This window comes from Agrobacterium larrymoorei, from assembly GCF_030819275.1.
In the GTDB taxonomy this organism is placed as follows: Bacteria; Pseudomonadota; Alphaproteobacteria; order Rhizobiales; family Rhizobiaceae; genus Agrobacterium; species Agrobacterium larrymoorei_B.
On the sequence record NZ_JAUTBL010000001.1, the window covers coordinates 421,049 to 444,852 of the forward strand.

General features: G+C 57.5%; 18 protein-coding genes. 10 read left to right on the top strand and 8 right to left on the bottom strand.

Features of this window, described 5'->3' with window-relative positions; genetic code table 11:
• Window positions 1–37: 37 nt before the first annotated feature.
• Window positions 38–505 carry a redox-sensitive transcriptional activator SoxR gene (gene soxR, locus QE408_RS01930; RefSeq protein ID WP_306928086.1) on the bottom strand — a complete coding sequence of 156 codons (468 nt, stop codon included), beginning with the start codon at window positions 503–505 and terminating at the stop codon, window positions 38–40.
• 65 nt (window positions 506–570) lie between these two features.
• Between soxR and QE408_RS01935 the strand changes: the two genes are divergently transcribed.
• Window positions 571–1,146, top strand: coding sequence for an NADPH-dependent FMN reductase (locus tag QE408_RS01935; protein WP_306928088.1), 576 nt, complete (start codon window positions 571–573; stop codon window positions 1,144–1,146).
• Window positions 1,147–1,260: 114 nt separating this feature from the next.
• On the opposite strand, the gene QE408_RS01940 is transcribed toward QE408_RS01935, so the two are convergent.
• Complete coding sequence (locus QE408_RS01940; RefSeq protein WP_306928089.1) at window positions 1,261–1,839, bottom strand: histidine phosphatase family protein; 579 nt, start codon at window positions 1,837–1,839, stop codon at window positions 1,261–1,263.
• A 756-nt stretch (window positions 1,840–2,595) separates the two neighbouring features.
• Between QE408_RS01940 and QE408_RS01945 the strand changes: the two genes are divergently transcribed.
• Window positions 2,596–6,399, top strand: a complete 3,804-nt coding sequence (locus QE408_RS01945; protein WP_306928091.1) for a vitamin B12-dependent ribonucleotide reductase — start codon at window positions 2,596–2,598, stop codon at window positions 6,397–6,399.
• Between the two features lie 1,539 nt (window positions 6,400–7,938).
• Here the strand turns inward: QE408_RS01945 and QE408_RS01950 are convergent.
• The 5 genes from QE408_RS01950 to QE408_RS01970 form a co-directional block, all read right to left on the bottom strand.
• On the bottom strand, window positions 7,939–8,286 hold the full coding sequence (locus QE408_RS01950) for a hypothetical protein (RefSeq protein WP_306928093.1): 348 nt from the start codon (window positions 8,284–8,286) through the stop codon (window positions 7,939–7,941).
• Window positions 8,287–8,459: 173 nt separating this feature from the next.
• Complete coding sequence (locus QE408_RS01955) at window positions 8,460–10,067, bottom strand: ABC transporter ATP-binding protein (RefSeq protein WP_306928095.1); 1,608 nt, start codon at window positions 10,065–10,067, stop codon at window positions 8,460–8,462.
• A gap of 1 nt (window position 10,068) precedes the next feature.
• Window positions 10,069–11,199 (bottom strand): ABC transporter permease, encoded by a 1,131-nt coding sequence (locus tag QE408_RS01960; RefSeq protein ID WP_306928097.1) that lies wholly within the window; start codon window positions 11,197–11,199, stop codon window positions 10,069–10,071.
• Window positions 11,192–12,115 (bottom strand): oligopeptide ABC transporter permease OppB, encoded by a 924-nt coding sequence (oppB, locus tag QE408_RS01965; protein ID WP_306928099.1) that lies wholly within the window; start codon window positions 12,113–12,115, stop codon window positions 11,192–11,194. Before oppB ends, QE408_RS01960 begins: the two co-directional genes overlap by 8 nt.
• 58 nt (window positions 12,116–12,173) lie before the next feature.
• On the bottom strand, window positions 12,174–13,772 hold the full coding sequence (locus tag QE408_RS01970; RefSeq protein WP_306928101.1) for a peptide ABC transporter substrate-binding protein: 1,599 nt from the start codon (window positions 13,770–13,772) through the stop codon (window positions 12,174–12,176).
• Between the two features lie 379 nt (window positions 13,773–14,151).
• Here QE408_RS01970 and QE408_RS01975 point away from each other — a divergent pair, with 379 nt between their 5' ends.
• From QE408_RS01975 to QE408_RS02010, 8 genes are all read left to right on the top strand, one after another.
• A complete protein-coding gene (locus QE408_RS01975) occupies window positions 14,152–14,949 on the top strand; it encodes a DeoR/GlpR family DNA-binding transcription regulator (protein ID WP_306928103.1) in 798 nt (265 codons plus the stop codon).
• Window positions 14,950–15,032: 83 nt separating this feature from the next.
• Window positions 15,033–16,541, top strand: coding sequence for a glycerol-3-phosphate dehydrogenase (glpD, locus tag QE408_RS01980; protein ID WP_306928106.1), 1,509 nt, complete (start codon window positions 15,033–15,035; stop codon window positions 16,539–16,541).
• Window positions 16,542–16,628: 87 nt separating this feature from the next.
• Complete coding sequence (locus tag QE408_RS01985) at window positions 16,629–17,711, top strand: ABC transporter ATP-binding protein (protein ID WP_306928108.1); 1,083 nt, start codon at window positions 16,629–16,631, stop codon at window positions 17,709–17,711.
• Between the two features lie 12 nt (window positions 17,712–17,723).
• The gene (locus QE408_RS01990; RefSeq protein WP_306928109.1) at window positions 17,724–18,794 is read left to right on the top strand and encodes an ABC transporter ATP-binding protein; all 1,071 of its coding nucleotides are present in this window, start codon (window positions 17,724–17,726) and stop codon (window positions 18,792–18,794) included.
• Between the two features lie 2 nt (window positions 18,795–18,796).
• Window positions 18,797–19,663, top strand: coding sequence for a carbohydrate ABC transporter permease (locus tag QE408_RS01995; protein ID WP_306928111.1), 867 nt, complete (start codon window positions 18,797–18,799; stop codon window positions 19,661–19,663).
• A 14-nt stretch (window positions 19,664–19,677) separates the two neighbouring features.
• Window positions 19,678–20,493, top strand: coding sequence for a carbohydrate ABC transporter permease (locus tag QE408_RS02000; RefSeq protein WP_306928113.1), 816 nt, complete (start codon window positions 19,678–19,680; stop codon window positions 20,491–20,493).
• A gap of 14 nt (window positions 20,494–20,507) precedes the next feature.
• Window positions 20,508–20,789, top strand: coding sequence for a DUF2160 domain-containing protein (locus QE408_RS02005; RefSeq protein WP_306928115.1), 282 nt, complete (start codon window positions 20,508–20,510; stop codon window positions 20,787–20,789).
• An 80-nt stretch (window positions 20,790–20,869) separates the two neighbouring features.
• A complete protein-coding gene (locus QE408_RS02010; RefSeq protein WP_306928117.1) occupies window positions 20,870–22,591 on the top strand; it encodes an ABC transporter substrate-binding protein in 1,722 nt (573 codons plus the stop codon).
• Window positions 22,592–22,754: 163 nt separating this feature from the next.
• On the opposite strand, the gene QE408_RS02015 is transcribed toward QE408_RS02010, so the two are convergent.
• Window positions 22,755–23,777: an LLM class flavin-dependent oxidoreductase gene (locus QE408_RS02015; RefSeq protein ID WP_306928119.1), complete on the bottom strand. Its 1,023-nt coding sequence runs from the start codon at window positions 23,775–23,777 to the stop codon at window positions 22,755–22,757.
• Between the last annotated feature and the right edge of the window lie 27 nt (window positions 23,778–23,804).

A 23,804-nucleotide genomic window follows, 5' to 3' on the forward strand; every position in this document is an offset into this window, starting at 1 on the left:
ATCGCATCTTGCTTCGAAGGCCTGCGAAATTGCACCCTCACGGCCCAGGCTCCAGCAGCACCGGCCCGCTGCCCTTATCTCCCAATATATCTGCAGGATTGCGCAACGGACACTCCTCCGTCGATAGACACCCACAGCCGATGCAGCCGGTCAGCTGATTGCGCAGCCGCGTGAGGCGCGCAATGCGGTCATCCAGTTCGGCCTGCCAATGGGTGGCAAGTCGCTGCCAGTCCTTAGCGGTCGGTGTTCGTCCATCCGGCAGGGTGTTCAAAGCCTGCTGAATTTCCTTGAGCGGAACGCCTGATCTCTGCGCGACCTTGATGATGGCAATGCGCCGCAGCACGTCGCGTCCGTAACGACGGTGATTGGAGCTGTTCCGCCAACCTTTGATCAGCCCTTCGGCCTCATAAAAATGAAGCGTCGAGACGGCAACCCCTGCCCGCTCGGCCACATCACCGACAGAGAGATCGCGCACCAAAGGAATCCGCTGAAGTTTTTTCGTCATGCCTGTTGCCCTCAACCTTACTTGAGGAATTACCACATGGAGGTCAACGCTGAAAGGGGATATGCATGACAGACAAAACGCTCTCGCTCCGCATTATTCTGGGCAGTGCCCGCGCCAACCGCTTTGCCGATATCGTCGCAGCCTGGGTGACGGAACGGCTGGCATCGATGCCTCATATCGCGGTGGAGGTTCTCGACCCTCGTGAACTCAAGCTGCCGCTCGGACATGATCCAGAGGCTGCCTCCGTCAAGGCATTGCGTGAGAGCCTCGATCGCGCCGATGCCTTCATTATCGTCACGCCGGAATATAATCGCAGCTACACGGGCGAACTGAAGACGCTGATCGATTCCGCCTACGCCGAATGGAATGCAAAGCCGGTAGGCTTCATATCCTATGGCGGCATTTCCGGCGGTCTTAGCGCCGTCGAACATCTCCGAACCGTCTTTGCAGAAACCCATGCCGCGACGATGCGGGATGTCGTCAGCTTCTCCAATCCGTGGACGATGGTGGATGCGGGTGGCAAGCTGGCCGCCGGAAAAGACTCCGAGACAGCCTTCCAAACCATGATGGGTAGATTGGAATGGTGGGCCAATGCGCTGAAGCTCGGTCGCGCGGCCGTTCCCTACAGGAAGTCAGCATAATCGTGCGGCAACCCATCACGTTGAAGGCGAGGTTGCTTCCGGTGGGATCCCTCACCCCAATATGACGACCACGATCAGCGACGCAGGCACAGATGCATCAGCCCTCAGGATTGATCAGCTATTCCATGCCCGAATAACCGGTTCCTCAATATCGTGTTCGTAGCCCAGCACGCTGACACTTGCCGTACCAAGGACAAAGCCTCGTCCGTATTCAGGCGGAAGCCCAAGCCACCGGGCTGCCAGCACCCGCAGGAAATGCGAACTTGAGAAGATCATGATGGTCTCCCCGCTGACCCGGATATCGTGGATGATGCGATCTGCTCGCGCGCCCACCTGTTCAACGCTTTCACCGCCGGGAGCACCATCACGAAAAAGCCGCCAGCCGGGTGCCGTCCGGTGGATCTCCTTCGTGGTGATGCCTTCATATTGTCCGTAGTCCCACTCGTTGAGGTCCGGCTTCACGGACATTCCGGAGGCAAATCCAGCAAGCTCGCATGTTCTGCGCGCGCGCAGAGAAGGGCTCGACCAGACCACATCCGTGGTGATCGCTTTCAGTCGCTCGGCGAGCAATCTTGCAGCATTTTCTCCGTTGGGCGTTAGATCGATATCCGACCTTCCCGTGTGACGACCGGACACCGACCAAGCCGTTTCGCCGTGTCGAACCAGAAAAATCTGTGGCAGCGATGTTTGCATCGCGTATCCCTTCCGTGAATCGTGATCGGAGGTTAGATAAGCGCCGTCGTCGTTTCAAGATTTTGGTGTTCTGTTTCTCTTCTGGCGTGGGAGCCCGAACAAGAAACCCTTCCGGCTACCGCTATATCTTGTATCGAGGCACCTCCACGCGCCCCACGCATCGCAAACATTGTGGATAGGCATGACACTTGTTGCTTGTACGCAACAACGAGAAGTTCCCACAACGGCGCCATATCGCCCCCTCCGTAACGACAGGCAAGCTTCACGCAAGGGAAGAGGCGAGGGTTCGGTCTCCGCAAGTGCCTGATATTTATGGAAGGTTTTTCTTTCCCCGTTTTCCACACCCTATCCCCACCACATCTTGTGGTAAATGAACCCTTACAAACTAGGCCTTGACGGAATCAGCACGTTTTCTAAAAGTAGCTCCATGTTGCGGCAGCAACGGAATCGGCAGTTTCATCTGTGGTTCTCTCCTGTATCTGTTCACGCGTTGTCTTGCGTTCCAACCACTAGGGGTGTGGAACGTAGGGTTGTGTCCGTCAGGGAGCTGTCAAAACGTGCGGCGGGGTATGGCGACAAGAAACTGTTAATACTATATATAGTATGCTTGCAGCCACGATAACCACGACATAAGGGAACGACATCCAAGGATGAACGTTTCCAACTCATCGGCAGACAACTGGCTGCGCATGGCCCATGCGAAGCCGGAACGATATTTTGCGCCCGATTGGGCGCCAACGGACAAGGACACCAACGATGCGCATCGAACGCCGCTTTACGAAGCCCGGCCAGTCGCCTTACGCGGAAATCGAATTCCGCAAGGCAGTCAGCGAAATCAAGAATCCGGACGGTTCCATCGTGTTCCGCCTCGCGGATATTGATGTGCCGGCGCAGTTCAGCCAGGTGGCGACCGACGTTCTGGCGCAGAAGTATTTCCGCAAGGCTGGCGTTCCGAAGGTTCTGAAGAAGGTTGAAGAGAACGACGTGCCGTCCTTCCTGTGGCGCTCCGTTGCCGATACGGCTGCCATGAAGGATCTGCCTGAGGCTGAGCGTTACGGTTCGGAAATCGACGCGCGTCAGGTTTTCGATCGCCTCGCCGGCACCTGGGCCTATTGGGGCTGGAAGGGCAAGTATTTCTCGTCCGAAGAAGATGCTCTCGCCTTCCGCGATGAGCTCGCCTACATGCTCGCCACCCAGCGCGTCGCGCCGAACTCGCCGCAGTGGTTCAACACCGGCCTGCACTGGGCCTATGGTATCGATGGTCCGGGCCAGGGCCACTTCTATGTCGACCCCTTCACCGGTAAGCTGACCAAGTCCAAGTCCGCTTACGAGCATCCGCAGCCGCATGCCTGCTTCATCCAGTCCGTTGAAGACGATCTCGTCAATGAAGGTGGCATCATGGACCTTTGGGTTCGTGAAGCGCGCCTCTTCAAGTACGGCTCCGGTACCGGCTCCAACTTCTCCTATCTGCGTGGCGAAGGCGAGAAGCTTTCCGGCGGCGGCAAGTCCTCCGGCCTGATGAGCTTCCTCAAGATCGGTGACCGCGCAGCCGGCGCCATCAAGTCCGGCGGCACCACCCGCCGTGCAGCCAAGATGGTCGTCGTCGATGCCGATCACCCCGATATCGAAGCCTATATCGACTGGAAGGTGAACGAAGAGCAGAAGGTTGCTGCCCTCGTCACCGGCTCCAAGATCGTCGCCAAGCACCTCAAGGCCATCATGAAGGCCTGCATCAACTGCGAAGGCGATAACGGCGATTGCTTCGATCCCGCCAAGAACCCTGCCCTGAAGCGCGAAATCCGCGCTGCCAAGAAGGATCAGGTTCCGGAAAACTACATCAAGCGCGTCATCCAGTTCGCCCAGCAGGGCTATAAGGATATCGAGTTCAAGACCTATGATACGGACTGGGATTCGGAAGCCTACCTCACCGTTTCCGGCCAGAACTCCAACAACTCCGTCTCGTTGAAGGACGATTTCCTGCGCGCAGTTGAAAGCGATGGCGACTGGAACCTCACCGCCCGCCGCGACGGCAGGGTGATGAAGACGCTGAAGGCACGCGACCTGTGGGAAAAGATTTCGCATGCCGCCTGGGCCTCTGCCGATCCGGGCCTGCACTTCAACACCACCATGAACGACTGGCACACCTCGCCAGCCGCCGGTTCCATCCGCGCATCCAACCCATGCTCGGAATACATGTTCCTGGATGATACGGCCTGCAACCTTGCTTCGCTGAACCTCCTCCAGTTCAAGGACGCGGCGACCAAGAAGATCAACATTGCCGATTACGAACATGCGGTTCGCCTGTGGACCGTCGTTCTCGAAGTCTCGGTGATGATGGCGCAGTTCCCATCGCGTCAGATCGCAGAGCGCTCTTACGAATACCGCACGCTCGGCCTCGGCTACGCCAATATTGGCGGCCTGCTGATGTCGTCCGGCATTCCTTATGACAGCGATGAAGGCCGCGCGATTGCCGGTGCCCTGACCGCAATCATGACCGGCGTCTCCTACGCAACGTCGGCTGAAATGGCTGGTGAGCTCGGTCCTTTCTCGGGCTTTGCGCCGAACCGTGACAACATGCTGCGCGTTATCCGCAACCATCGCCGTGCGGCCCAGGGCCTCGCCTATGGTTACGAAGGCCTGTCGGTAAATCCGGTTCCGCTCATCCATGCCGATTGCACCGATCCGGAGCTGATCAAGCATGCGGTTGCGGCCTGGGACAAGGCGCTGGAACTTGGCGAGCAGAATGGTTACCGCAACGCCCAGACCACCGTTATCGCGCCGACCGGCACGATCGGCCTCGTCATGGATTGCGACACCACCGGCATCGAGCCCGACTTCGCGCTGGTGAAGTTCAAGAAGCTTGCCGGCGGCGGCTACTTCAAGATCATCAACCGTGCGGTTCCGGAATCGCTGCGTTCGCTCGGCTACTCCGAAAGCCAGATCGCCGAGATCGAAGCATACGCTGTCGGCCACGGTAACCTGAACCAGGCACCTGGCATCAACCCCGGCTCGCTGAAGGCCAAGGGCTTCACCGATGAGAAGATCGAAGCCGTCAATGGCGCGCTGAAGAGCGCCTTCGACATCAAGTTCGTCTTCAACCAGTGGACGCTCGGCGCGGACTTCCTGAAGGACACGCTGAAGGTTTCCGACGAGCAGCTTTCCGACATCAGTTTCAACCTCTTGGAGCATCTCGGCTTCTCGAAGAAGGACATCGAAGCGGCAAATGTTCACGTCTGCGGTGCGATGACGCTGGAAGGCGCGCCGTTCCTCAAGGACGAGCATCTGTCCGTCTTCGATTGCGCCAACCCCTGCGGCAAGATCGGCAAGCGTTATCTCTCGGTCGAATCCCACATCCGCATGATGGCGGCTGCACAGCCCTTCATTTCGGGTGCGATCTCCAAGACGATCAACATGCCGAATGATGCGACGGTGGAAGATTGCGGCGCAGCCTACATGCTGTCCTGGAAGCTGGCGCTGAAGGCCAACGCCCTTTACCGCGATGGCTCCAAGCTTTCCCAGCCGCTGAACGCCTCGCTGGTCGAAGATGAGGATGACGAGGACGCCATGGAAGAGCTGCTGGCTCAGCCGCAGGCAGCCCAGGCCGTCACCATCACCGAAAAGATCGTCGAGCGCATCATCGAGCGCGTCGTTCGCAGCCAGGAAAAGCTGCCAACCCGCCGCAAGGGCTACACCCAGAAGGCAAAGATCGGTGGTCACACCATCTTCCTGCGCACCGGCGAATATGACGACGGCCGTCTTGGCGAAATCTTCCTTGATATGAACAAGGAAGGCTCGGCACTGCGCGCCTTCATCAACAACTTCGCGATTTCCGTGTCGCTCGGCCTGCAATATGGCGTGCCGCTGGAAGAATATGTCGACGCCTTCACCTTCACCAAGTTCGAGCCTGCTGGCATGGTGACGGGCAATGACGCTATCAAGAACGCCACGTCGATCCTCGACTACGTGTTCCGCGAACTCGCCATCTCCTATCTCGGCCGCCACGACCTGGCGCATGTCGATACGTCGGACTTCTCCAACACCGCACTCGGTCGCGGCGTGTCCGAAGGCAAGGCAGATGTCGTCTCCAAGGGCCTGACCCGCGGCTACAAGCCAACGCTCGTCTCCAACAATGGAAGCGAACGCGCCTCGGCGGAAATCAAGGGTTCGGCAACCGCAGCCCCTGCCCGCGCATCAGCCAATGTGACAGCCATTTCCGGCAATACGGCCCGCAAGCTGGAGGCAACCGTTTCAGTCGCCACTTCGGACGTCGTCGCCTTCAAGCGCGACTATGAAGAACGCGCCCGCGAACTGGCCGAAGAGATTGCAGAAGAAGTGGTCGAAACCGAACAGAGCGCCACCGGTCTCTTCTCGGACAAGGCCGCAACGGATGCTGCCTCTGCTAAGGCCGACGCCAAGAAGGTTGAAAACGAACGCCGCATGCGATCGATTGCCCAAGGTTATACGGGCAACATGTGCTCCGAGTGCCAGAACTTCACGATGGTCCGGAATGGGACTTGCGAGAAGTGCGACACGTGCGGCGCGACGAGCGGTTGCTCATAAGTAAAAATCGCATTACTGCAGTAAAAAAATAGGAATCTCAGAAGCAATCTCTCCAAGAAGGAGGGATTGCTTTATTTTTTTAGATAAAAATTTCTTAGCACTTCTAAAATTTGAAGTTGACACTTCATCTAAACGTGCGTAAAAGACACATAAATTTCAATTATCGAAGCTATATTAGATATTTACTTCGGCGCGACGCCTCTGTATTTATATTCTGGTGATTCGCAATTGTGCGATCGGTAACCAGGTGAGGCTTCAATGGCAACAAATCCCCCGAAAGGTGACGGACACCGCAACGGAGCAGTCCGCGACAGAACCCAGGTACGCAATCCTAAGACAGACACTTGGACCAAGCGTGGACCAGATGGACGGTTTATGGATGGGAAAAAAGACGGAACACCATTCAAAGGCGTTCGAAAGGAACACTAATGTTCCGCTGTGTCGTGACCAAGCGCCAACTCAATCACGACACGCCGCGAAAGCCTAAGCGACGCGGGGCAGAGAGACTTAGTCCCTATACCAGCATCTCAAATTATAGGAATCTGAGTATCGAAGTCGAGTAGCTGGGCACCTTTGTTTGATGGAGTGTCTAATTGGCATCAATACCAACTTTCGGGTTCTCTGCTTTCTTGCGAGTGATCTGCTTGAACGAGAAACCCCAAAAAACTGCGATTTTTAATCGACATTCGCCAGCTGAAGATGGCGGCTACGATTATCATCGGAAATTGAAGTCTTCAATCCAGAGCCTAGCTTCTGGTTCACGAAGTTTGAGAGAGGTGCTAAAGGAGATCGCGCTTATAAAAAGCCCTTCTGAACGGCGCTCAACTAAACAGGGAGTGGTAAAATTCCTGAGGTGGCTTAGCCGTAATGGCAGCACCGTAACTTTCTGCGAGCCTATAGTCTTCGATAGCCCACTCGGGCTCTTTAAAGTGCGCTTCGAAGCTAATTGTGTAGTTGAGATAAACGGTCGACGAACTGCACTTCATGTTTGGAACACTCAGCAACCGAAACTCCGAGAGCGAGAAGTTATTGCTGCTCTCACGATGGTGCAGCGAGTTACTAGCCGCGAAGCTGACTTGGTCGATGACTTTGCGGTACTTTCTTTGAGAGACGGCCATCTCTATAAATGGTCCGACGACCCCTCCGCCTATAAGAAATTCGCGGACTCGATTCTAGTTCAGTTAGACCGTTTGTGTTCTCTTGCGCGTGCGGAATATGGGCTCCCTCAGATTAAACAGGGTCCTGACCCAGCTCATCCTTATGCCTAATCTCGACAACTATCCGTGCTGCCAGCTTTGAGAACTTTAGCTGCATCACATACTTCAAAGCATGATTCTCGAGCATTCCTCGATAATCATGCTTTTATCTAGTGTCTTTGCTTTAGCCCGGCTACGCGACGTACACGCGCCCGCCTCCTCAAGAAATTTTCATAGATATGCCCACCTAAAGTTCTCGCCTGTCAGCGGCGACAGGAAGATGATTGGTACAAAAAAAGGCCCGCCTAAGCGGACCTTTCTCAACTCTTCCGAAAACCTACAATCAAATCTCCGGGCAACCGCGCTGGTTTGCGAAGGTGATGGTGTCGGGGCCGCGGCGGGTGTCGCCTTCGACGACCACGCGGCGAGGCGTCATGCGGACCACTTCCGGATCGCGCAGGCCAGAGGCGCGGGCGGCGGCGCGAGCTTCGCGTTCGCTGCAGCCGGCCATGCGTGGCGGGCCACGGCGGTCCATGTCGCGGCGGTCGCGATCGCGGTCGCGGATAACCGGACGGACGCCATCTGGGCCGATCCGCAGCTCAACATCCTGCGCCTTTGCAACGGTAGATACGGCTACGCTTGAAACTGCCATAGTAATAGCAAGTCCTGCAACTTGAATAATCTTTCGCATGTTGCCTCCTCAGTGCCATTACTTCGGCACACGTCAATGTTCACAGCGCTATAACGTCGAGAAGCCTCACTGGTTCCTTTGCAGTAATCTTGGGATGACAAGCAGATTACAATAAAATGCCCCGCCGAAGCGGGGCATATACGATTGATAGTGCGTATTGAGGGATCACCACTTCAGGCTGCTACATCCGCAGTGAAAGCGGATTTGATCAGCGTCTTGGTGTAGTCGGCAGAAGGCGCGTTGAAGATTGCGTCGGTCTCTCCTTCTTCCACGATCTTCCCATCCTTCATAACGATCACGTAATCCGAAATCGCCTTGATGACCGAAAGGTCATGGCTGATGAAGATGTAGGAGAGGCCATGCGTCTTCTGCAATTCGCGCAGCAGATCGATCACCTGGCCCTGCACCGAACGGTCCAGTGCCGAGGTTGGCTCATCGAGAATGACGACATCCGGTTTCAGGATGATGGCTCTGGCAATTGCGATACGCTGGCGCTGGCCGCCCGAAAACTCGTGCGGATAGCGATTGCGCGCTGCCGGATCGAGACCCACTTCCTTCAGCGCTTCGATGGCGCGCTTGTCCCGCTCGGCGCGATTCAATTGCGGCTCGTGGACAAACAGGCCTTCGGTGATGATCTCTCCCACCGTCTGGCGCGGCGAGAGCGAACCGTAGGGATCCTGGAACACGAGTTGCAGCCGACGACGTAAGGGGCGCATCGCTTTGCGATCCAGCCCCGTGATCTCCTTCTTCTCGAAGGTAATCCGTCCCTTGGCATTGGTAAGCCTGAGAAGTGCGCGGCCGAGCGTCGATTTGCCCGAACCGGATTCCCCCACGATGCCAATGGTCTGGCCCTGGCGCAGATTGATGTTCACGCCATCGACTGCGCGAAACACACTCGCTTTGGAAAGGAAGCCACCGGGAATGTCGTAATCGACGGTGACGTTCTGGCCGGAGAGCACGACCGGCGTGCCGTCGGCGACCGGCGGCTTGTGGCCGCTCGGCTCGGCATCCAGCAGCATCTTGGTGTAATCCGCCTGCGGGCGTTCGAAGATGTCCTCCGTCGTGCCCGCCTCGACCACCTCACCGCGCCGCATCACCGTGACGCGGTCGGCAAAGTGGCGCACCACGCCGAGATCGTGGGTGATCAGCACCACGGCCATGCCGAAGCGTTGCTGCAGCGACTTCAACAGATCGAGGATCTGCGCCTGGATCGTGACATCCAGTGCGGTGGTCGGCTCATCCGCAATGAGGATATCCGGCTCGTTTGCCAGCGCCATGGCAATCATGACGCGCTGACGCTGCCCGCCGGAAAGCTCATGCGGGTAGCTGTCGATGCGGCGTTCCGGGTCAGGAATGCCCACAAGCTTCAGAAGTTCGAGAACACGGGCACGCGCCTCGCTCTTGCTGCCGCCGCGATGATGCAGGATCGGCTCGGCGATCTGCGCCCCGATCCGGTAAAGCGGATCGAGCGAGGTCATCGGCTCCTGGAAGATCATGGTGATCTTCGCGCCGCGGATGGTGTTGAGTTCATCGACCGGAAGGCCGATCAACTCGCGCCCGCGATATTTCGCCGAGCCATTGATGACGCCATTGGAAGCCAGAAGCCCCATGATGCCCATCATCGTCTGGCTCTTGCCGGAGCCGGATTCACCGACCACGGCAAGCGTCTCACCTTGGCGAACATCAAGATCGATGCCCTTGACGGCATTGACCATGCCGTCCGGCGTGGTGAAGTCCACCTTGAGATTGCGAACCGTCAATATGGTTTCAGATGTCGTCATGTCAGCGATCCTTTGGATCGAGTGCGTCACGCAACCCGTCGCCCACGAAGTTGAGCGAGAACAGGGTCAACACGAAGAACAGAGCCGGGAAGATCAACAGCCAGGGTGCCGACTGCATGTTGTTGGCGCCTTCGGAAATCAGCGCGCCCCAGCTCGTCAACGGCGCCTGCACGCCAAGGCCAAGGAAGGAGAGGAAGCTTTCTAGCAGGATCACCTTCGGCACCACCACGGTGACGAAAACGACGACCGGGCCAATGGTATTGGGGATGATGTGACGGCGGATGATCTGCCAGTCGCTCAAGCCCAGCGCCTGCGCGGCACCGACGAATTCCCGTCTTTTGAGCGCCAGCGTCTGCCCACGCACGATACGCGCCATATCCAGCCATTCGACAGCCCCGATCACCAGAAAGATCAGGATGAAGCTTCGGCCGAAGAAGACCACGAGCACGACGACGAGGAAGACGAAGGGCAGCGAATAGAGGATTTCGACAAAGCGCATCATCACATTGTCGACCCGCCCGCCGATGTAACCGGCGGTCGCACCATAGACGACGCCGATGCCGAGCGACACAAGGCTCGCAAGAACACCGACGGCAATCGAGATTTGGCCGCCCAGCATCACGCGCGCCAGCATATCACGTCCGTTGGTATCGGTGCCGAAGAAGAAGTATTCCCGGTTCACCTCGCCTTCCAGCTTCAGCGTCCGGCCATCATCTTCTGTCGCGACGACCTTGGTGTTTTCGAACTCGTTGGCACGGTCGAAATAGCGCGTCGTGCGCGGATCGATGGCGCTGCTGGAGGTCACGGTGGCGGTAAAGGTCTGGCCGCTGACGGCAAATTCCTTCAACTCGACGCGGGCGCGGCTCGCCACACCCTCCACCACCTCCTGCAGATTGTTCACATCCGGACGGGGCTCCAGGCTTGGCGGCACGGAGACGTAGGAGGAGAACACCTGATCATAGGTGTGGCTCAGGAAATGCGGGCCGATGAAGGAGAAGAGCGTGATCAGCACCAGCATGACGGAACCCGCCATCGCCGCCTTGTTGCGGCGGAAGCGCATCGTTGCCAGCTGGAACAGGCTTCGGCTTTGCACCTCGGCTTGGGGTGGAAGATTGGTCGAAATATCAGTCATGTCGAACCCTCGGATCGAGAAGGCCGTAGAGAATATCGACCACGAGATTGAAGAGGATGACGAAGATGGCAACGAGAACGACTGTTCCCATGACCAGCGTGTAATCGCGATTGATGGCGCCAAGAACGAAATAACGGCCAACACCTGGAATGGTGAAGATCGTTTCGATGACGGCAGAACCGGTCAGAAGCGCAGCAGCGCAAGGTGCCAGATAAGAGACGACCGGCAGCATGGCGGCGCGCATCGCATGGAAAACCACGACGCTTTTTGCCGGAAGGCCATAAGCCTTCGCAGTGCGAATATGGTCCATCCGCAAAGCCTCGATCATCGCACCGCGCGTCAGACGCGCAATCACCGCAAGCTGTGGCAGTGCAAGCGCAATCGTCGGCAGGATGAGATAGCGCAGCGATCCATCACCCCAGCTACCGGCAGGCAGCAGGCCAAGGAAGACGGCAAAGACGAGTGTGAGCACCGGCGCAACGACGAAGTTCGGCACCGTAACACCCACCGTCGAAATCGACATGATGGAGAAATCGAAGGCGCTGTTTTGCCGAAGGGCCGCGAACGTGCCAGCAAGAACGCCACCGATCAGCGCCAGAAGCAGCGCATAGCAGCCAAGCTCCAGCGAGTAAGGCAGGCCTTTGCCGATCAGCTGCGCGACGGTGTTATCCTTGTAAATATAGCTCGGACCGAAATCGCCGGTCACCGCATTGCGCAGATAAATCAGATACTGACGCCACAATGGTTCATCCAGATGATAGGTCCTCATCAGGTTTTCCATCGTTTGTGGCGGCAGGGGCCGTTCAAGGTTGAACGGACCGCCCGGTGCAAAACGCATCAGGAAAAAAGAAATGGTGACGACGATAAATAGCGTCGGCACCGCGCTCGCCAGACGGCGCAGAACAAATGAAATCATGGCTTTTCAGGCTCCGGGCATGGCACGGCGGGGTTATCAACCGCCGTGCCAGCGCTGCTTATTCGGAAACGCTCAGAAAGCGGCTCAAGTGTTCATTGGCGGCATTGTCGTGCCAACCCTTGACGCGATCCGATACCAGCCAGAGATCGGCCTGGGTCAGAAGCGGTGCCACCGGCTGCTCCTTCATCAGGATGGTTTCAGCCTCATGCAGCAGCTTGGAGCGGGCTGCCGGATCCTTTTCCTCATAAGACTTCTTCATCAACGCATCATATTCGGCGTTGTTGAACTTGGCGTAGTTGAAGGTCTTGTTGGAGGAAATGGAAAGCGCCAGGAAGTTTTCAGCATCCGCATAGTCGGCAACCCAGCCAGCACGCGCGACATTGTATTTGCCGCCTTCCTGCAGGTAGCCATAATGCGAGGCGACGTCGAGGTTCACGAGCGAAACCTTGGCGCCAAAGGTGTTCTTCCACATATCGGCGATGGCGGTTGCCACGCGCTCGTGGTTCGGGTTGGTGTTGTAGCGGATTTCGATGGAGAGCGGCTTGCCGCCTTCACCGTAACCGGCTTCCTTCATCAGCTTGAGGGCTTCGTCTTCACGGTCAAGCTGGGACATGGTTGCGAAATCGGCCTTGGACGGCTCGCCGTAGGAGTCCATGCCGGGCGGCACCATGGAGTAGGCCGGAACCTGCGAACCGCTATAGATTTCCTTGGCCAGGAAGTCGCGATCGACAGACATGGAAAGAGCGCGGCGGACGCGCACGTCGCTATAGGGCGCTTCGCGCGTATCGAAGGTGTAGTAATAGGTCGCAAGGGTTGGCGACACATGAACCTGCTCGCCATAGGACTTGCGCAGACGATCGAGCTGATCGGCCGAGAAGTTGTAGGCGAGATCCATTTCCTTGGCCTCGAAGCGACGGACCGAGGCGGCCTGGTCGTCGATCGGGTAGAAGATCACCTTGTCGATCTTCGTATTGGCAGCGTCCCAGAAGTTCGGGTTCTTGACCACCGTCAGGCTGTCGTTCGGCACGTGCGACTGAAGCGTATAGGCACCGTTGGAGACCATGACGCCTGGCTTGACGAAATCCTTGCCGTTCTTGTCGAAGCTCGCCTTGGAAACAGGCAATGCGGTCTGGTGCGCGAGAAGCTCGAGGAAGAAGGGCGTCGGGCGCTCGAGCGTGATTTCGAGCGTCTTATCGTCCACCGCCTTCACGCCAAGCTGATCAAGCGGCAATTCGCCCTTGTTGATCTTTTCGGCATTCTTGATGGGGTAGAGAATATTGGCATATTTGGCTGCCGTCTTCGGGTCCTGAACGCGCTGGTAGGAGAACACGAAGTCTTCAGCCGTCACCGGCGAACCATCCGACCACTTCGCGTTGTCGCGCAGCTTGAACGTATAGACCGTGCCGTCATCCGACAGCTTCCAGCTTTCCGCCGTGCCGGGAACGATCTTGCCGGCAGCGTCGTAGATCGTCAGGCCCTCATAGAGATCCTTGAGGATGAAAGCTTCGATATTGATCGAGGTCTGTGCCTGATCGAGAGTTTGGGGTTCCCCCGGATTACCGCGATGCAGAACGGTTTCAGCAAGAGCGGAACTGGCGCCAATCAGAAGTGAGCCGAGAAGAATTGCGGCTCGCGTTGTCGTTTTAAACGAAATCATTTTTTTAATGCTCCCAGACAGTTTGAGAGGCCTAAAACAAGGGCAAATTGGCTTGACGCGCAACCCCCAATATTTTCAGCCACTTCAAGCCTGCCTTTTGAGCAGGCAATACTTATGAATGCGCAACAATGCGGCAAGGCAAAATATCTTGGAAAAATATCGGGATACGCGACGTCGTAATCGGTCAAGCTGACTGACAAATTTCGTCTAGATATGGCGTCCGCCTGTGGAAAACGATGAACGGGGAAGCGCAAATAGAGCCCACCTTTTAGAGAATCCTCTGCCGACAGGCTGATGGGGAAGAGAGTGAAGGGCGCTTGAGCGGCTTTCGTTTTTGGCTAAACTGAAACAAAACGAAAAGATTTTAGGGGGTCATTCAATGTTTTTCAGCGCGCGTCAAACCGAGATCATAGAGCTTGCCAAGTCCGAAGGACGAGTGCTGGTCGAAGACCTCGCGGCACGCTTTTCCGTTACGCCGCAGACGATCCGCAAGGACTTGAACGAACTCTGCGAAAACAGAACGCTGAATCGCATTCACGGCGGCGCGATTTTCCCGAATGGCACCGAAAATATGCGCTACGAGGCGCGCCGTTCGATTGCCGCGAGCGAAAAGCAGGCCATCGGCAAGGCGGCAGCGAACATTATTCCCAACAAGTCCTCCCTCTTCATCAATATCGGCACGACGACGGAGGCGGTGGGCGATGCGCTGCTCGATCATCAGGAACTGATGGTCATCACCAATAATATCAATGTCGCAAACCGGCTGCGTATCTTCCCTTCCATCGAGGTCATTATAGCCGGCGGCGTCGTGCGCGGAACCGATGGCGGCATTGTTGGCGAGGCGGCAGTGGACTTCATTCGTCAGTTCAAGGTGGATTATGCGGTGATCGGCGTTTCCGCAATCGATCAGGACGGCGCTCTACTGGACTACGACTTTCGGGAGGTGAAGGTAGCCCAGGCCATCATCGCCAATGCGCGCCATGTGATCCTTGCCAGCGACTCAAGCAAATTCGACCGCACAGCCCCCGTCCGTATCGGCCATCTCTCGCAGGTTCAGACCTTCATTACCGACCATTGCCCGTCGGAATCCATCCGCAACATCTGCCGGGAAGCGGGAGTCGAGCTGATCGAAACAACCCCACGAGAGACAGACATCATAGACGATAGTTTCGTTTGACATTCGCTTTCAGTTCCTTTTATTTTCCCTTTAACAAAAAATGCTTCGCCTTTAAGGCGCAAGACAGCAGGGAGTGGTGACAGGTGGCTCAAGAGGCGGTTCGCGACATCTTCGTGATCGGCGGCGGTATCAATGGCTGCGGCATCGCGCGTGATGCGGCTGGCCGGGGTTATTCCGTCACGCTGGCCGAGATGAAGGACTTTGCTTCCGGCACGTCCTCCGGCGCCACCAAGCTGATCCATGGCGGCCTGCGCTATCTCGAACATTATGAGTTCCGTCTCGTGCGTGAAGCCTTGATGGAACGCGAAGTTCTGTGGGCGATGGCGCCCCATATCATCTGGCCGATGCGCTTCGTTCTGCCCTTCCACAAGGGTGGCATTCGCCCCGCTTGGCTGATCCGGCTCGGTCTCTTCCTCTACGATCACCTCGGCGGTCGCAAATTGCTGCCTGCCACCAAGTCTCTCGACATGCGCCGCGATCCGGCTGGCAAGCCGTTGAAGCCGCTCTTCACCAAGGCCTTCGAATATTCCGACGGCTGGGTGGATGACGCGCGTCTCGTGGTGCTGAACGCACGCGACGCGGCAGACCGCGGCGCGGACATCATGAACCGCTCGAAGGTAACTTCGGTCCGGCGCGAAAACGGGCTTTGGACCATCAACGTCCAGAACATCGAAAGCGGCGACGTGAAAACCGTGCAGGCACGCATGCTGGTGAATGCCGCCGGTCCCTGGGTGGATCAGGTTCTGTCCAACGCGGCTGGGAAAAACCAGGTTCACAATGTTCGCCTCGTTCAGGGCAGCCATATCGTCGTGAAGAAGAAGTTTGACGATCCGCGCGCCTATTTCTTCCAGAACCCAGACAACCGCATCATTTTCGCCATCCCTTACGAGACTGACTTCACCCTGATCGGCACGACCGACCGCGACTATGACGGCGATCCCTCGCAGGTGAGGATCAGCGACGAGGAAACGGATTATCTCTGCAAGGCGGCCAGCGAATATTTTGCCGAGCCGGTGACGAAGGATGATATCGTCTGGACCTATTCCGCCGTTCGTCCTCTCTATGACGACGGCGCATCCAAGGCGCAGGAAGCCACGCGCGACTATGTGTTGAAGCTGGAGCAGAACACCGGCGAGCCGCCGCTGCTCAACGTCTTTGGCGGAAAGCTTACCACCTATCGTCGCCTTGCCGAACATGCGCTGGAAAAGATCAATGAAGCGATCGGCACCAAGGGTTCGCCCTGGACGGCGAGAAGCTCGTTGCCGGGCGGCGATTTTGCTCCGACCGGCTATGATGCTGAAGTGGCAAAGCTGAAGGGCCGTTATGGCTTTCTCTCGGATCGCCATGCCCGCCGTCTTGTCAGGCTTTACGGAACGAAGGCTGCGGTCTTCCTAGGAGATGCGACCGGTGTGGAGGCACTGGGGCGTCATTTCGGCGGTGATCTCTACGAGCGCGAAGTCGCCTGGCTCATGGAAATGGAATGGGCCAGAACGAGTGAGGATGTGCTCTGGCGCAGGACCAAGCAGGGCTTGCATTTTTCCAAAGAGGAAGCCGCTGCCTTGAACGAATACATGACGAAAAAGGCTGCTTAACACGACTGATTAAGACGCGCCGTAACGGCGCTGCGTAAGACATATTGATTGCAGACATCTTGCTGGTGGAGGAGGCCGCGGGACAGAATGCTTGAATTGCGCAACATCGCGAAGATGGTGGGCGGGGATTATCATATCTACCCGACCAATCTCACACTCAAGCGGGGCACGCTGAATGTCCTGCTTGGCCCGACCTTGTCGGGCAAGACCTCCTTGATGCGACTGATGGCCGGCCTCGACAAGCCGACCGAAGGCTCGCTGATCTTCGACGGCGCCGATGTGACGGGCAAACGCGTGCAAGACCGCAGCGTCGCCATGGTCTATCAGCAGTTCATCAACTACCCCTCGCTATCGGTCTACGAAAACATCGCCTCCCCGATGCGGATCGCAAAGAAAGATAGCGCCACGATCGATCGCGAGGTCCGCAAGGCGGCGGACCTGTTGAAGCTCACGCCCTATCTGGAGCGCACGCCGCTCAATCTCTCTGGCGGCCAGCAGCAGCGAACCGCCCTTGCCCGCGCCATCGTCAAGAATGCCAGCCTCGTTCTTCTGGACGAGCCGCTTGCCAACCTCGATTACAAGCTGCGCGAAGAGCTGCGTGAGGAACTGCCAAAGATTTTCGCCTTATCCGGCGCGATCTTTGTCTATGCCACGACGGAACCATCCGAAGCACTCCTCCTTGGTGGAAACACCGCAACCCTCAACCAGGGCCGGATCACGCAATATGGCCCGACCATCGACATGTACCGCAATCCGGTCGATCTCGTTTCCGCCAGAACCTTTGCCGATCCGCCGCTGAATATCGTCGAATTGACGAAAGCCGGAAACACGTTCCTGCAAAATGGCCAACCGGCATTTGCTGTTCCGGCCCATCTTTCCGGCATTGCCGATGGACCGGTGACCGCCGCGTTTCATCCGCACCACCTCTATCCAGAACCCACCAACGTCAATGCCGTGAAACTTCAGGCAAAGACGCTGGTTTCGGAAATCGCCGGATCGGAAAGCTTCATCCATCTGGACTTTGCCGGCCACCGCTGGGTGATGCTGACGCGTGGCATTCTCGATATCGAGCCAGACCGGCAGATCGATATCTATCTCGACACCCGTCATCTGATGGCCTTCGGCACTGATGGCCGTTCCCTTGCAACCCCGAAGCTTGCTGCCGCGTGAGGAGATAGAGACATGGCACGTATCAGTCTCGACCACATCCGCCACGCCTATAACGCCAAGGCGAAAGCCGCCAATGACTACGCTTTGAAAGAGGTGCACCACGAATGGAGCGATGGCGGCGCCTACGCGCTGCTCGGTCCATCCGGCTGCGGCAAGACGACCCTGCTCAACATCATTTCCGGACTGATCCATCCATCGGACGGGCGCATTCTGTTTGACGGCAAGGATGTCACCAACCTGCCGACTGAGCAGCGCAACATCGCCCAGGTCTTCCAATTCCCGGTCATCTACGACACGATGACCGTCTACGACAATCTGGCCTTTCCGCTGCGCAATCGTGGTGTCTCGGAGCCGGATGTCGACCGCCGCGTCAACGAAATCCTAGAGATGATCGATCTCGGCGCCATGGCCAAGCGCCGCGCACGGCGGCTGACCGCGGACCAAAAGCAGAAGATTTCGCTGGGACGCGGGCTGGTGCGCAACGATGTGAAAGCCATTCTCTTCGACGAGCCGCTGACCGTCATCGATCCACATATGAAATGGGTGCTGCGTTCGCAGTTGAAGCGCCTGCACCGCCAGTTCGGCTTCACCATGGTCTATGTCACGCACGATCAGACTGAAGCGTTGACCTTCGCCGACAAGGTCGTCGTCATGTATGACGGCCAGATCGTCCAGATCGGCACACCAGCAGAACTCTTCGAGAAGCCTAGCCACACCTTCGTCGGCTACTTCATCGGCTCGCCCGGCATGAATGTGCTGCCCGTCTCGGTCAATGGCGCGCGGGCAACGATCGGTGACCAGACCATCGCGCTGTCTTCAGCCCCGGATTTCAAGCCGGGCGCCAAGACGGAGCTTGGCATCAGGCCGGAATTTATCTCGCTTGGCCGCGACGGCATGCCGGTTTTGATCAACAAGGTCGAGGACATCGGTCGTCAGAAGGTGGTGCGCTCAAGCTTTGCCGGTCAGCCACTGACGATCGTGGTGCCAGAGGACAGCGAGATTCCCGCGGATCCGCGCGTGACTTTCGATCCGAAGGCGATCGGCATCTATGCCGATAGCTGGCGCGCCGGAACAGGAGCCTGAGCATGGACAAGACAGTCAACAACAAGGCCTGGTTCCTCGTCATTCCGGTTCTGGTGCTCGTCGCCTTCTCGGCAGTCATCCCACTGATGACCGTCGTCAACTACTCTGTGCAGGATACATTCGGCAACAACGAGTTCTTCTGGGCGGGTACCGATTGGTTCGTTCAGATGTTGCACTCACCGCGCTTCTGGGATGCGCTGGTGCGCAACCTGATCTTCTCGCTCGTCATTCTCGCGATCGAAATTCCGCTGGGAATCCTGATCGCACTGAACATGCCGAAGACGGGCCTTGGCGTTCCCGTCTGCCTCGTTCTGATGGCGCTACCGCTTCTCATCCCTTGGAATGTCGTCGGTACCATCTGGCAGGTTTTCGGTCGCGTCGATATCGGCTTTCTTGGCCACTACCTTTCGAAGCTCGGCATCGATTACAACTACACGCAGGACCCGGTGGACGCCTGGGCAACCGTCATCATCATGGATGTCTGGCACTGGACAAGCCTCGTCGTGCTGCTCTGCTATGCTGGCCTGGTCTCCATACCGGATGCCTATTATCAAGCGGCTCGCATCGATGGCGCCTCGCGGTGGTCCGTCTTCCGCTTCATTCAACTGCCTAAGATGAAACGCGTGTTGCTGATCGCCGTGCTGCTGCGCTTCATGGACAGCTTCATGATCTACACGGAACCCTTCGTCGTGACCGGTGGCGGGCCTGGCAATTCGACAACCTTCCTCTCCATCGACCTCGTGAAGATGGCCGTCGGTCAGTTCGATCTTGGTCCGGCAGCGGCGATGTCGATCATCTACTTCCTGATCATCCTGGCGCTGTCCTGGATCTTCTACACCGTCATGACCAACAGCGACGCGGATGCGTGAGAAAGGAGACCGGTATGAGCAATTCCACCATGAGCCGCTTCTCCTTCTTGATCCCGACGATCTACATCATCTTCCTGCTGCTGCCGATTTACTGGCTGGTGAATATGAGCTTCAAAGAGAATGCCGAAATCCTCGGCGCCTTCTCGCTCTGGCCGCAAAATCCGACGCTGCGCAACTACACGGTCATCTTTACCGATCCGTCCTGGTATAACGGCTACATCAACTCGATCATCTATGTGGCGTTGAACACCGTCATCTCGGTCGCGGCGGCACTTCCGGCAGCCTATGCCTTCTCTCGATATCGCTTCCTTGGCGATAAGCATCTGTTCTTCTGGCTGCTCACAAACCGAATGGCGCCGCCCGCCGTCTTCGCCCTGCCCTTCTTCCAGCTTTATTCCGCATTCGGGCTGATCGATACGCATATCGCAGTGGCGATCGCCCACTGCCTGTTCAACGTGCCGCTGGCGGTGTGGATCTTGGAAGGCTTCATGTCCGGCGTTCCGAAGGAAATCGACGAGACCGCCTATATCGACGGTTATTCCTTCCCACGCTTCTTCGTGAAGATTTTCATGCCCCTGATCGCAAGCGGCATCGGCGTGGCGGCTTTCTTCTGCTTCATGTTCTCCTGGGTCGAGTTGCTGCTCGCCAGGACCCTGACGACGACTGCGGCAAAGCCGATTGCCGCGACGATGACGCGCACGGTTTCCGCATCGGGGATGGACTGGGGCGTTCTGGCTGCAGCCGGCGTGTTGACCATCATTCCCGGCGCGCTCGTCATCTATTTCGTCCGCAACTACATCGCCAAGGGCTTCGCCCTCGGTCGCGTCTAACAAGGAGAACTCGGATGCATTTTTCCTGGATGGCATGGACGCTGCCAACGGCGCTGTTTTTTCTGACCATCCTCGCTTTGCTGATCGGCATGGCGGTGTGGGAGTATTTCTCGCCCGGCGGCAATCCGCGCGTCGGCATTCTTCGCTTCGAGACGACACGGGGGGACAGGCTCTTCGTCTCGCTGCTCGGCTCCGCTTTCATCAATCTTGCCTGGCTCGGCTTTGTCGGCACAGGCCTTTGGTGGGCGCTCGCTCTATCGGTTGTCTATGCGATCGGCGTGTTCCGCTTCGTATAGCTGCCGACGACGTACCGGGGCGGAGGACGACCCGGCCATTTTATACATGACGCAATCGCAAAACCTTGGGAGGACCTCTTATGCGAATGCATCTTCTTACCACCACAGCAGCGGCGCTGCTGGCAATCACCGGCGTGGCTCACGCCGGTATGAATGAAGCCAAAGCTTTTCTTGATAAGGAAGTCGGCGACCTTTCGTCCCTCTCCCGTGCGGACCAGGAAAAGGAAATGCAATGGTTCATCGACGCAGCCAAGCCATTTGCGGGCATGGACATCAAGGTCGTCTCCGAAACGTTGACGACGCATGAATATGAATCCAAGGTACTGGCGAAGGCCTTTTCCGAAATTACCGGCATCAAGCTGACACACGACCTGATCGGCGAAGGCGATGTGGTCGAGAAGCTGCAGACGCAAATGCAGTCCGGCGAAAACATCTATGACGCCTTCGTTAACGACAGCGACCTGATCGGCACCCATTGGCGCTACCAGCAGGTGCGCAACCTGACCGACTGGATGGCCGGCGAAGGCAAGGACGTCACCAATCCCGGTCTCGACCTGCCCGATTTCATCGGCACCAAGTTCACCACAGCACCCGACGGCAAGCTCTATCAGCTGCCGGACCAGCAGTTCGCCAACCTTTACTGGTTCCGCTACGACTGGTTCAACGATGCCAAGAACAAGGCCGACTTCAAGGCGAAGTATGGCTACGACCTCGGCGTTCCGGTCAACTGGTCGGCCTATGAGGATATTGCCGAATTCTTCACCGGTCGCGAAATCGACGGTAAGAAGGTCTATGGCCATATGGACTACGGCAAGAAAGACCCCTCGCTCGGCTGGCGCTTCACCGATGCCTGGCTGTCCATGGCCGGTAACGGCGACAAGGGCCTGCCAAACGGTTTGCCGGTCGATGAATGGGGCATCAAGGTCAACGAAAAGTCCCAGCCGGTCGGCTCCTGCGTCGCACGTGGCGGCGACACCAACGGCCCGGCCTCGGTCTATGCCATCCAGAAATATCTCGACTGGATGAAGGCCTATGCACCTCCAGCAGCGCAGGGCATGAACTTCTCAGAATCCGGTCCCGTCCCGGCCCAGGGCGAAGTGGCTCAGCAGATCTTCTGGTACACTGCCTTCACCGCGGATGCGGTCAAGAAGGGCCTGCCGGTGGTCAACGAGGACGGCACGCCGAAGTGGCGCATGGCTCCCTCCCCGCATGGCGTCTACTGGAAGGACGGCATGAAGCTCGGCTATCAGGACGTGGGTTCCTGGACGCTGATGAAATCCACGCCTACCGATCGCGCCAAGGCCGCCTGGCTCTACGCGCAGTTCGTCACCTCTAAAACGGTGGACGTGAAAAAGGCGCATGTGGGTCTCACCCTCATCCGTGAATCGACCATCAACCATGAGAGCTTCACCAAGCGCGCCAAAGATCTCGGCGGCCTGATCGAATTCTACCGTTCGCCCGCTCGCGTGCAGTGGTCTCCGACCGGCACCAACGTTCCTGACTATCCGAAGCTGGCTCAGCTCTGGTGGCAGGCCGTGGGAGACGCGTCGTCGGGGGCGAAGACTGCGCAGGAAGCGATGGATTCTCTTTGCGCCGAACAGGAAAAGGTCATGGCACGCCTGGAACGTGCAGGCGTTCAGGGCGACAAGGGACCGAAGCTCGCGGAAGAGCATGATCTCGAATATTGGCACAAGGATGCTGTTGCCAAGGGCAACTTGGCACCGCAGCTAAAAGTCGAGAACGAGAAGGAAAAGCCGCTTACCGTCAACTACGACGAACTGGTGAAGAGCTGGCAGAAGTAAGTCGAAGGCCTAAAAACGTGTCGCGGAAAAGTGTGAAGCGGTTTTGCAATCACGATACGCGATGAGAGAAGGGCTTGAAGCGTGAAAAGCTAGTCTGAAAGATCGCAACACGCTCTAAGAGAGCGAAAGCCGGGGAAACATTTTCCCCGGCTTTCCTAATGAATCAGCGCCAGCCAAGTTCCGGCGCAACATGTTTCAAGATCGCTTCCAGTGCATGGACGTTATAGTCCACACCCAACTGGTTGGGGATTGTCAGTAGAAGGGTATCGGCTTCGGCCACAGCCTCATCCTTCGCCAATTCTTTCACCAAGACATCCGGCTCGGCTGCATAGGATCGACCGAAGATCGACCGCGTATTGGCATCGATGTAGCCGACGCTGTCACTTTCTTTCGATCCCCTACCGAAATAGGCGCGATCGCGGTCATCCACCAGAGCGAAAATACTCCGGCTCACCGACACCCGTGGGGTGCCGCTATGGCCAGCTTCCTTCCAAGCCTCGCGATAGGCGCGGATCTGTGCTGCCTGCTGAACGTGGAAGGGTTCACCGGTTTCGTCGTCTTTCAACGTCGAGCTTTGCAGATGCATGCCGTGTTTTGCCGCCCAGACCGCAGTCGAGTTGGAGCCCGCACCCCACCAGATGCGATCTTTGAGACCCTCGGAATGCGGCTCCAGTCGCAACAGACCGGGAGGGTTCGGAAACATCGGCTGGGGATGGGGCTCGGCAAAGCCCTCGCCTTTGAGGACCTGCAACAATATCTCTGTGTTGCGACGGCCCATGTCCGCATCGCTCTCCCCTTCCGCGGGGCGATAGCCGAAATAGCGCCAGCCGTCGATCACCTGTTCCGGCGAGCCTCGGCTCAAACCCAGTTGAAGACGTCCGTTGGCTATCAGATCGGCGGAGCCTGCATCTTCCGCCATGTAAAGCGGGTTCTCGTACCGCATGTCGATGACGGCCGTGCCGATCTCGATCGACTTGGTGCGCGCGCCGACTGCCGCGAGCAACGGAAATGGCGAAGCAAGCTGGCGCGCAAAGTGATGCACGCGGAAATAGGCACCATCGACGCCGATTTCCTCAGCGGCGACGGAGAGTTCGATGGATTGTTGCAGAACGTCCTTGGCAGTACGTGCTTGCGAGTGAGGCCCCGGGCTCCAATGGCCGAAGGACAGAAAACCGATCTTCTTCATAAGGTAAAACCTGCTGGCTCAATTAAT

Excerpts from the sequence above, each read along its gene's own strand:
- soxR (WP_306928086.1), bottom strand. The coding sequence starts at position 505 with ATGACGAAAAAACTTCAGCGGATTCCTTTGGTGCGCGATCTCTCTGTC.
- QE408_RS01935 (WP_306928088.1), top strand. The coding sequence starts at position 571 with ATGACAGACAAAACGCTCTCGCTCCGCATTATTCTGGGCAGTGCCCGC.
- QE408_RS01940 (WP_306928089.1), bottom strand. The coding sequence starts at position 1,839 with ATGCAAACATCGCTGCCACAGATTTTTCTGGTTCGACACGGCGAAACG.
- QE408_RS01945 (WP_306928091.1), top strand. The coding sequence starts at position 2,596 with ATGCGCATCGAACGCCGCTTTACGAAGCCCGGCCAGTCGCCTTACGCG.
- QE408_RS01950 (WP_306928093.1), bottom strand. The coding sequence starts at position 8,286 with ATGCGAAAGATTATTCAAGTTGCAGGACTTGCTATTACTATGGCAGTT.
- QE408_RS01955 (WP_306928095.1), bottom strand. The coding sequence starts at position 10,067 with ATGACGACATCTGAAACCATATTGACGGTTCGCAATCTCAAGGTGGAC.
- QE408_RS01960 (WP_306928097.1), bottom strand. The coding sequence starts at position 11,199 with ATGACTGATATTTCGACCAATCTTCCACCCCAAGCCGAGGTGCAAAGC.
- oppB (WP_306928099.1), bottom strand. The coding sequence starts at position 12,115 with ATGATTTCATTTGTTCTGCGCCGTCTGGCGAGCGCGGTGCCGACGCTA.
- QE408_RS01970 (WP_306928101.1), bottom strand. The coding sequence starts at position 13,772 with ATGATTTCGTTTAAAACGACAACGCGAGCCGCAATTCTTCTCGGCTCA.
- QE408_RS01975 (WP_306928103.1), top strand. The coding sequence starts at position 14,152 with ATGTTTTTCAGCGCGCGTCAAACCGAGATCATAGAGCTTGCCAAGTCC.
- QE408_RS01985 (WP_306928108.1), top strand. The coding sequence starts at position 16,629 with ATGCTTGAATTGCGCAACATCGCGAAGATGGTGGGCGGGGATTATCAT.
- QE408_RS01990 (WP_306928109.1), top strand. The coding sequence starts at position 17,724 with ATGGCACGTATCAGTCTCGACCACATCCGCCACGCCTATAACGCCAAG.
- QE408_RS01995 (WP_306928111.1), top strand. The coding sequence starts at position 18,797 with ATGGACAAGACAGTCAACAACAAGGCCTGGTTCCTCGTCATTCCGGTT.
- QE408_RS02000 (WP_306928113.1), top strand. The coding sequence starts at position 19,678 with ATGAGCAATTCCACCATGAGCCGCTTCTCCTTCTTGATCCCGACGATC.
- QE408_RS02005 (WP_306928115.1), top strand. The coding sequence starts at position 20,508 with ATGCATTTTTCCTGGATGGCATGGACGCTGCCAACGGCGCTGTTTTTT.
- QE408_RS02010 (WP_306928117.1), top strand. The coding sequence starts at position 20,870 with ATGCGAATGCATCTTCTTACCACCACAGCAGCGGCGCTGCTGGCAATC.
- QE408_RS02015 (WP_306928119.1), bottom strand. The coding sequence starts at position 23,777 with ATGAAGAAGATCGGTTTTCTGTCCTTCGGCCATTGGAGCCCGGGGCCT.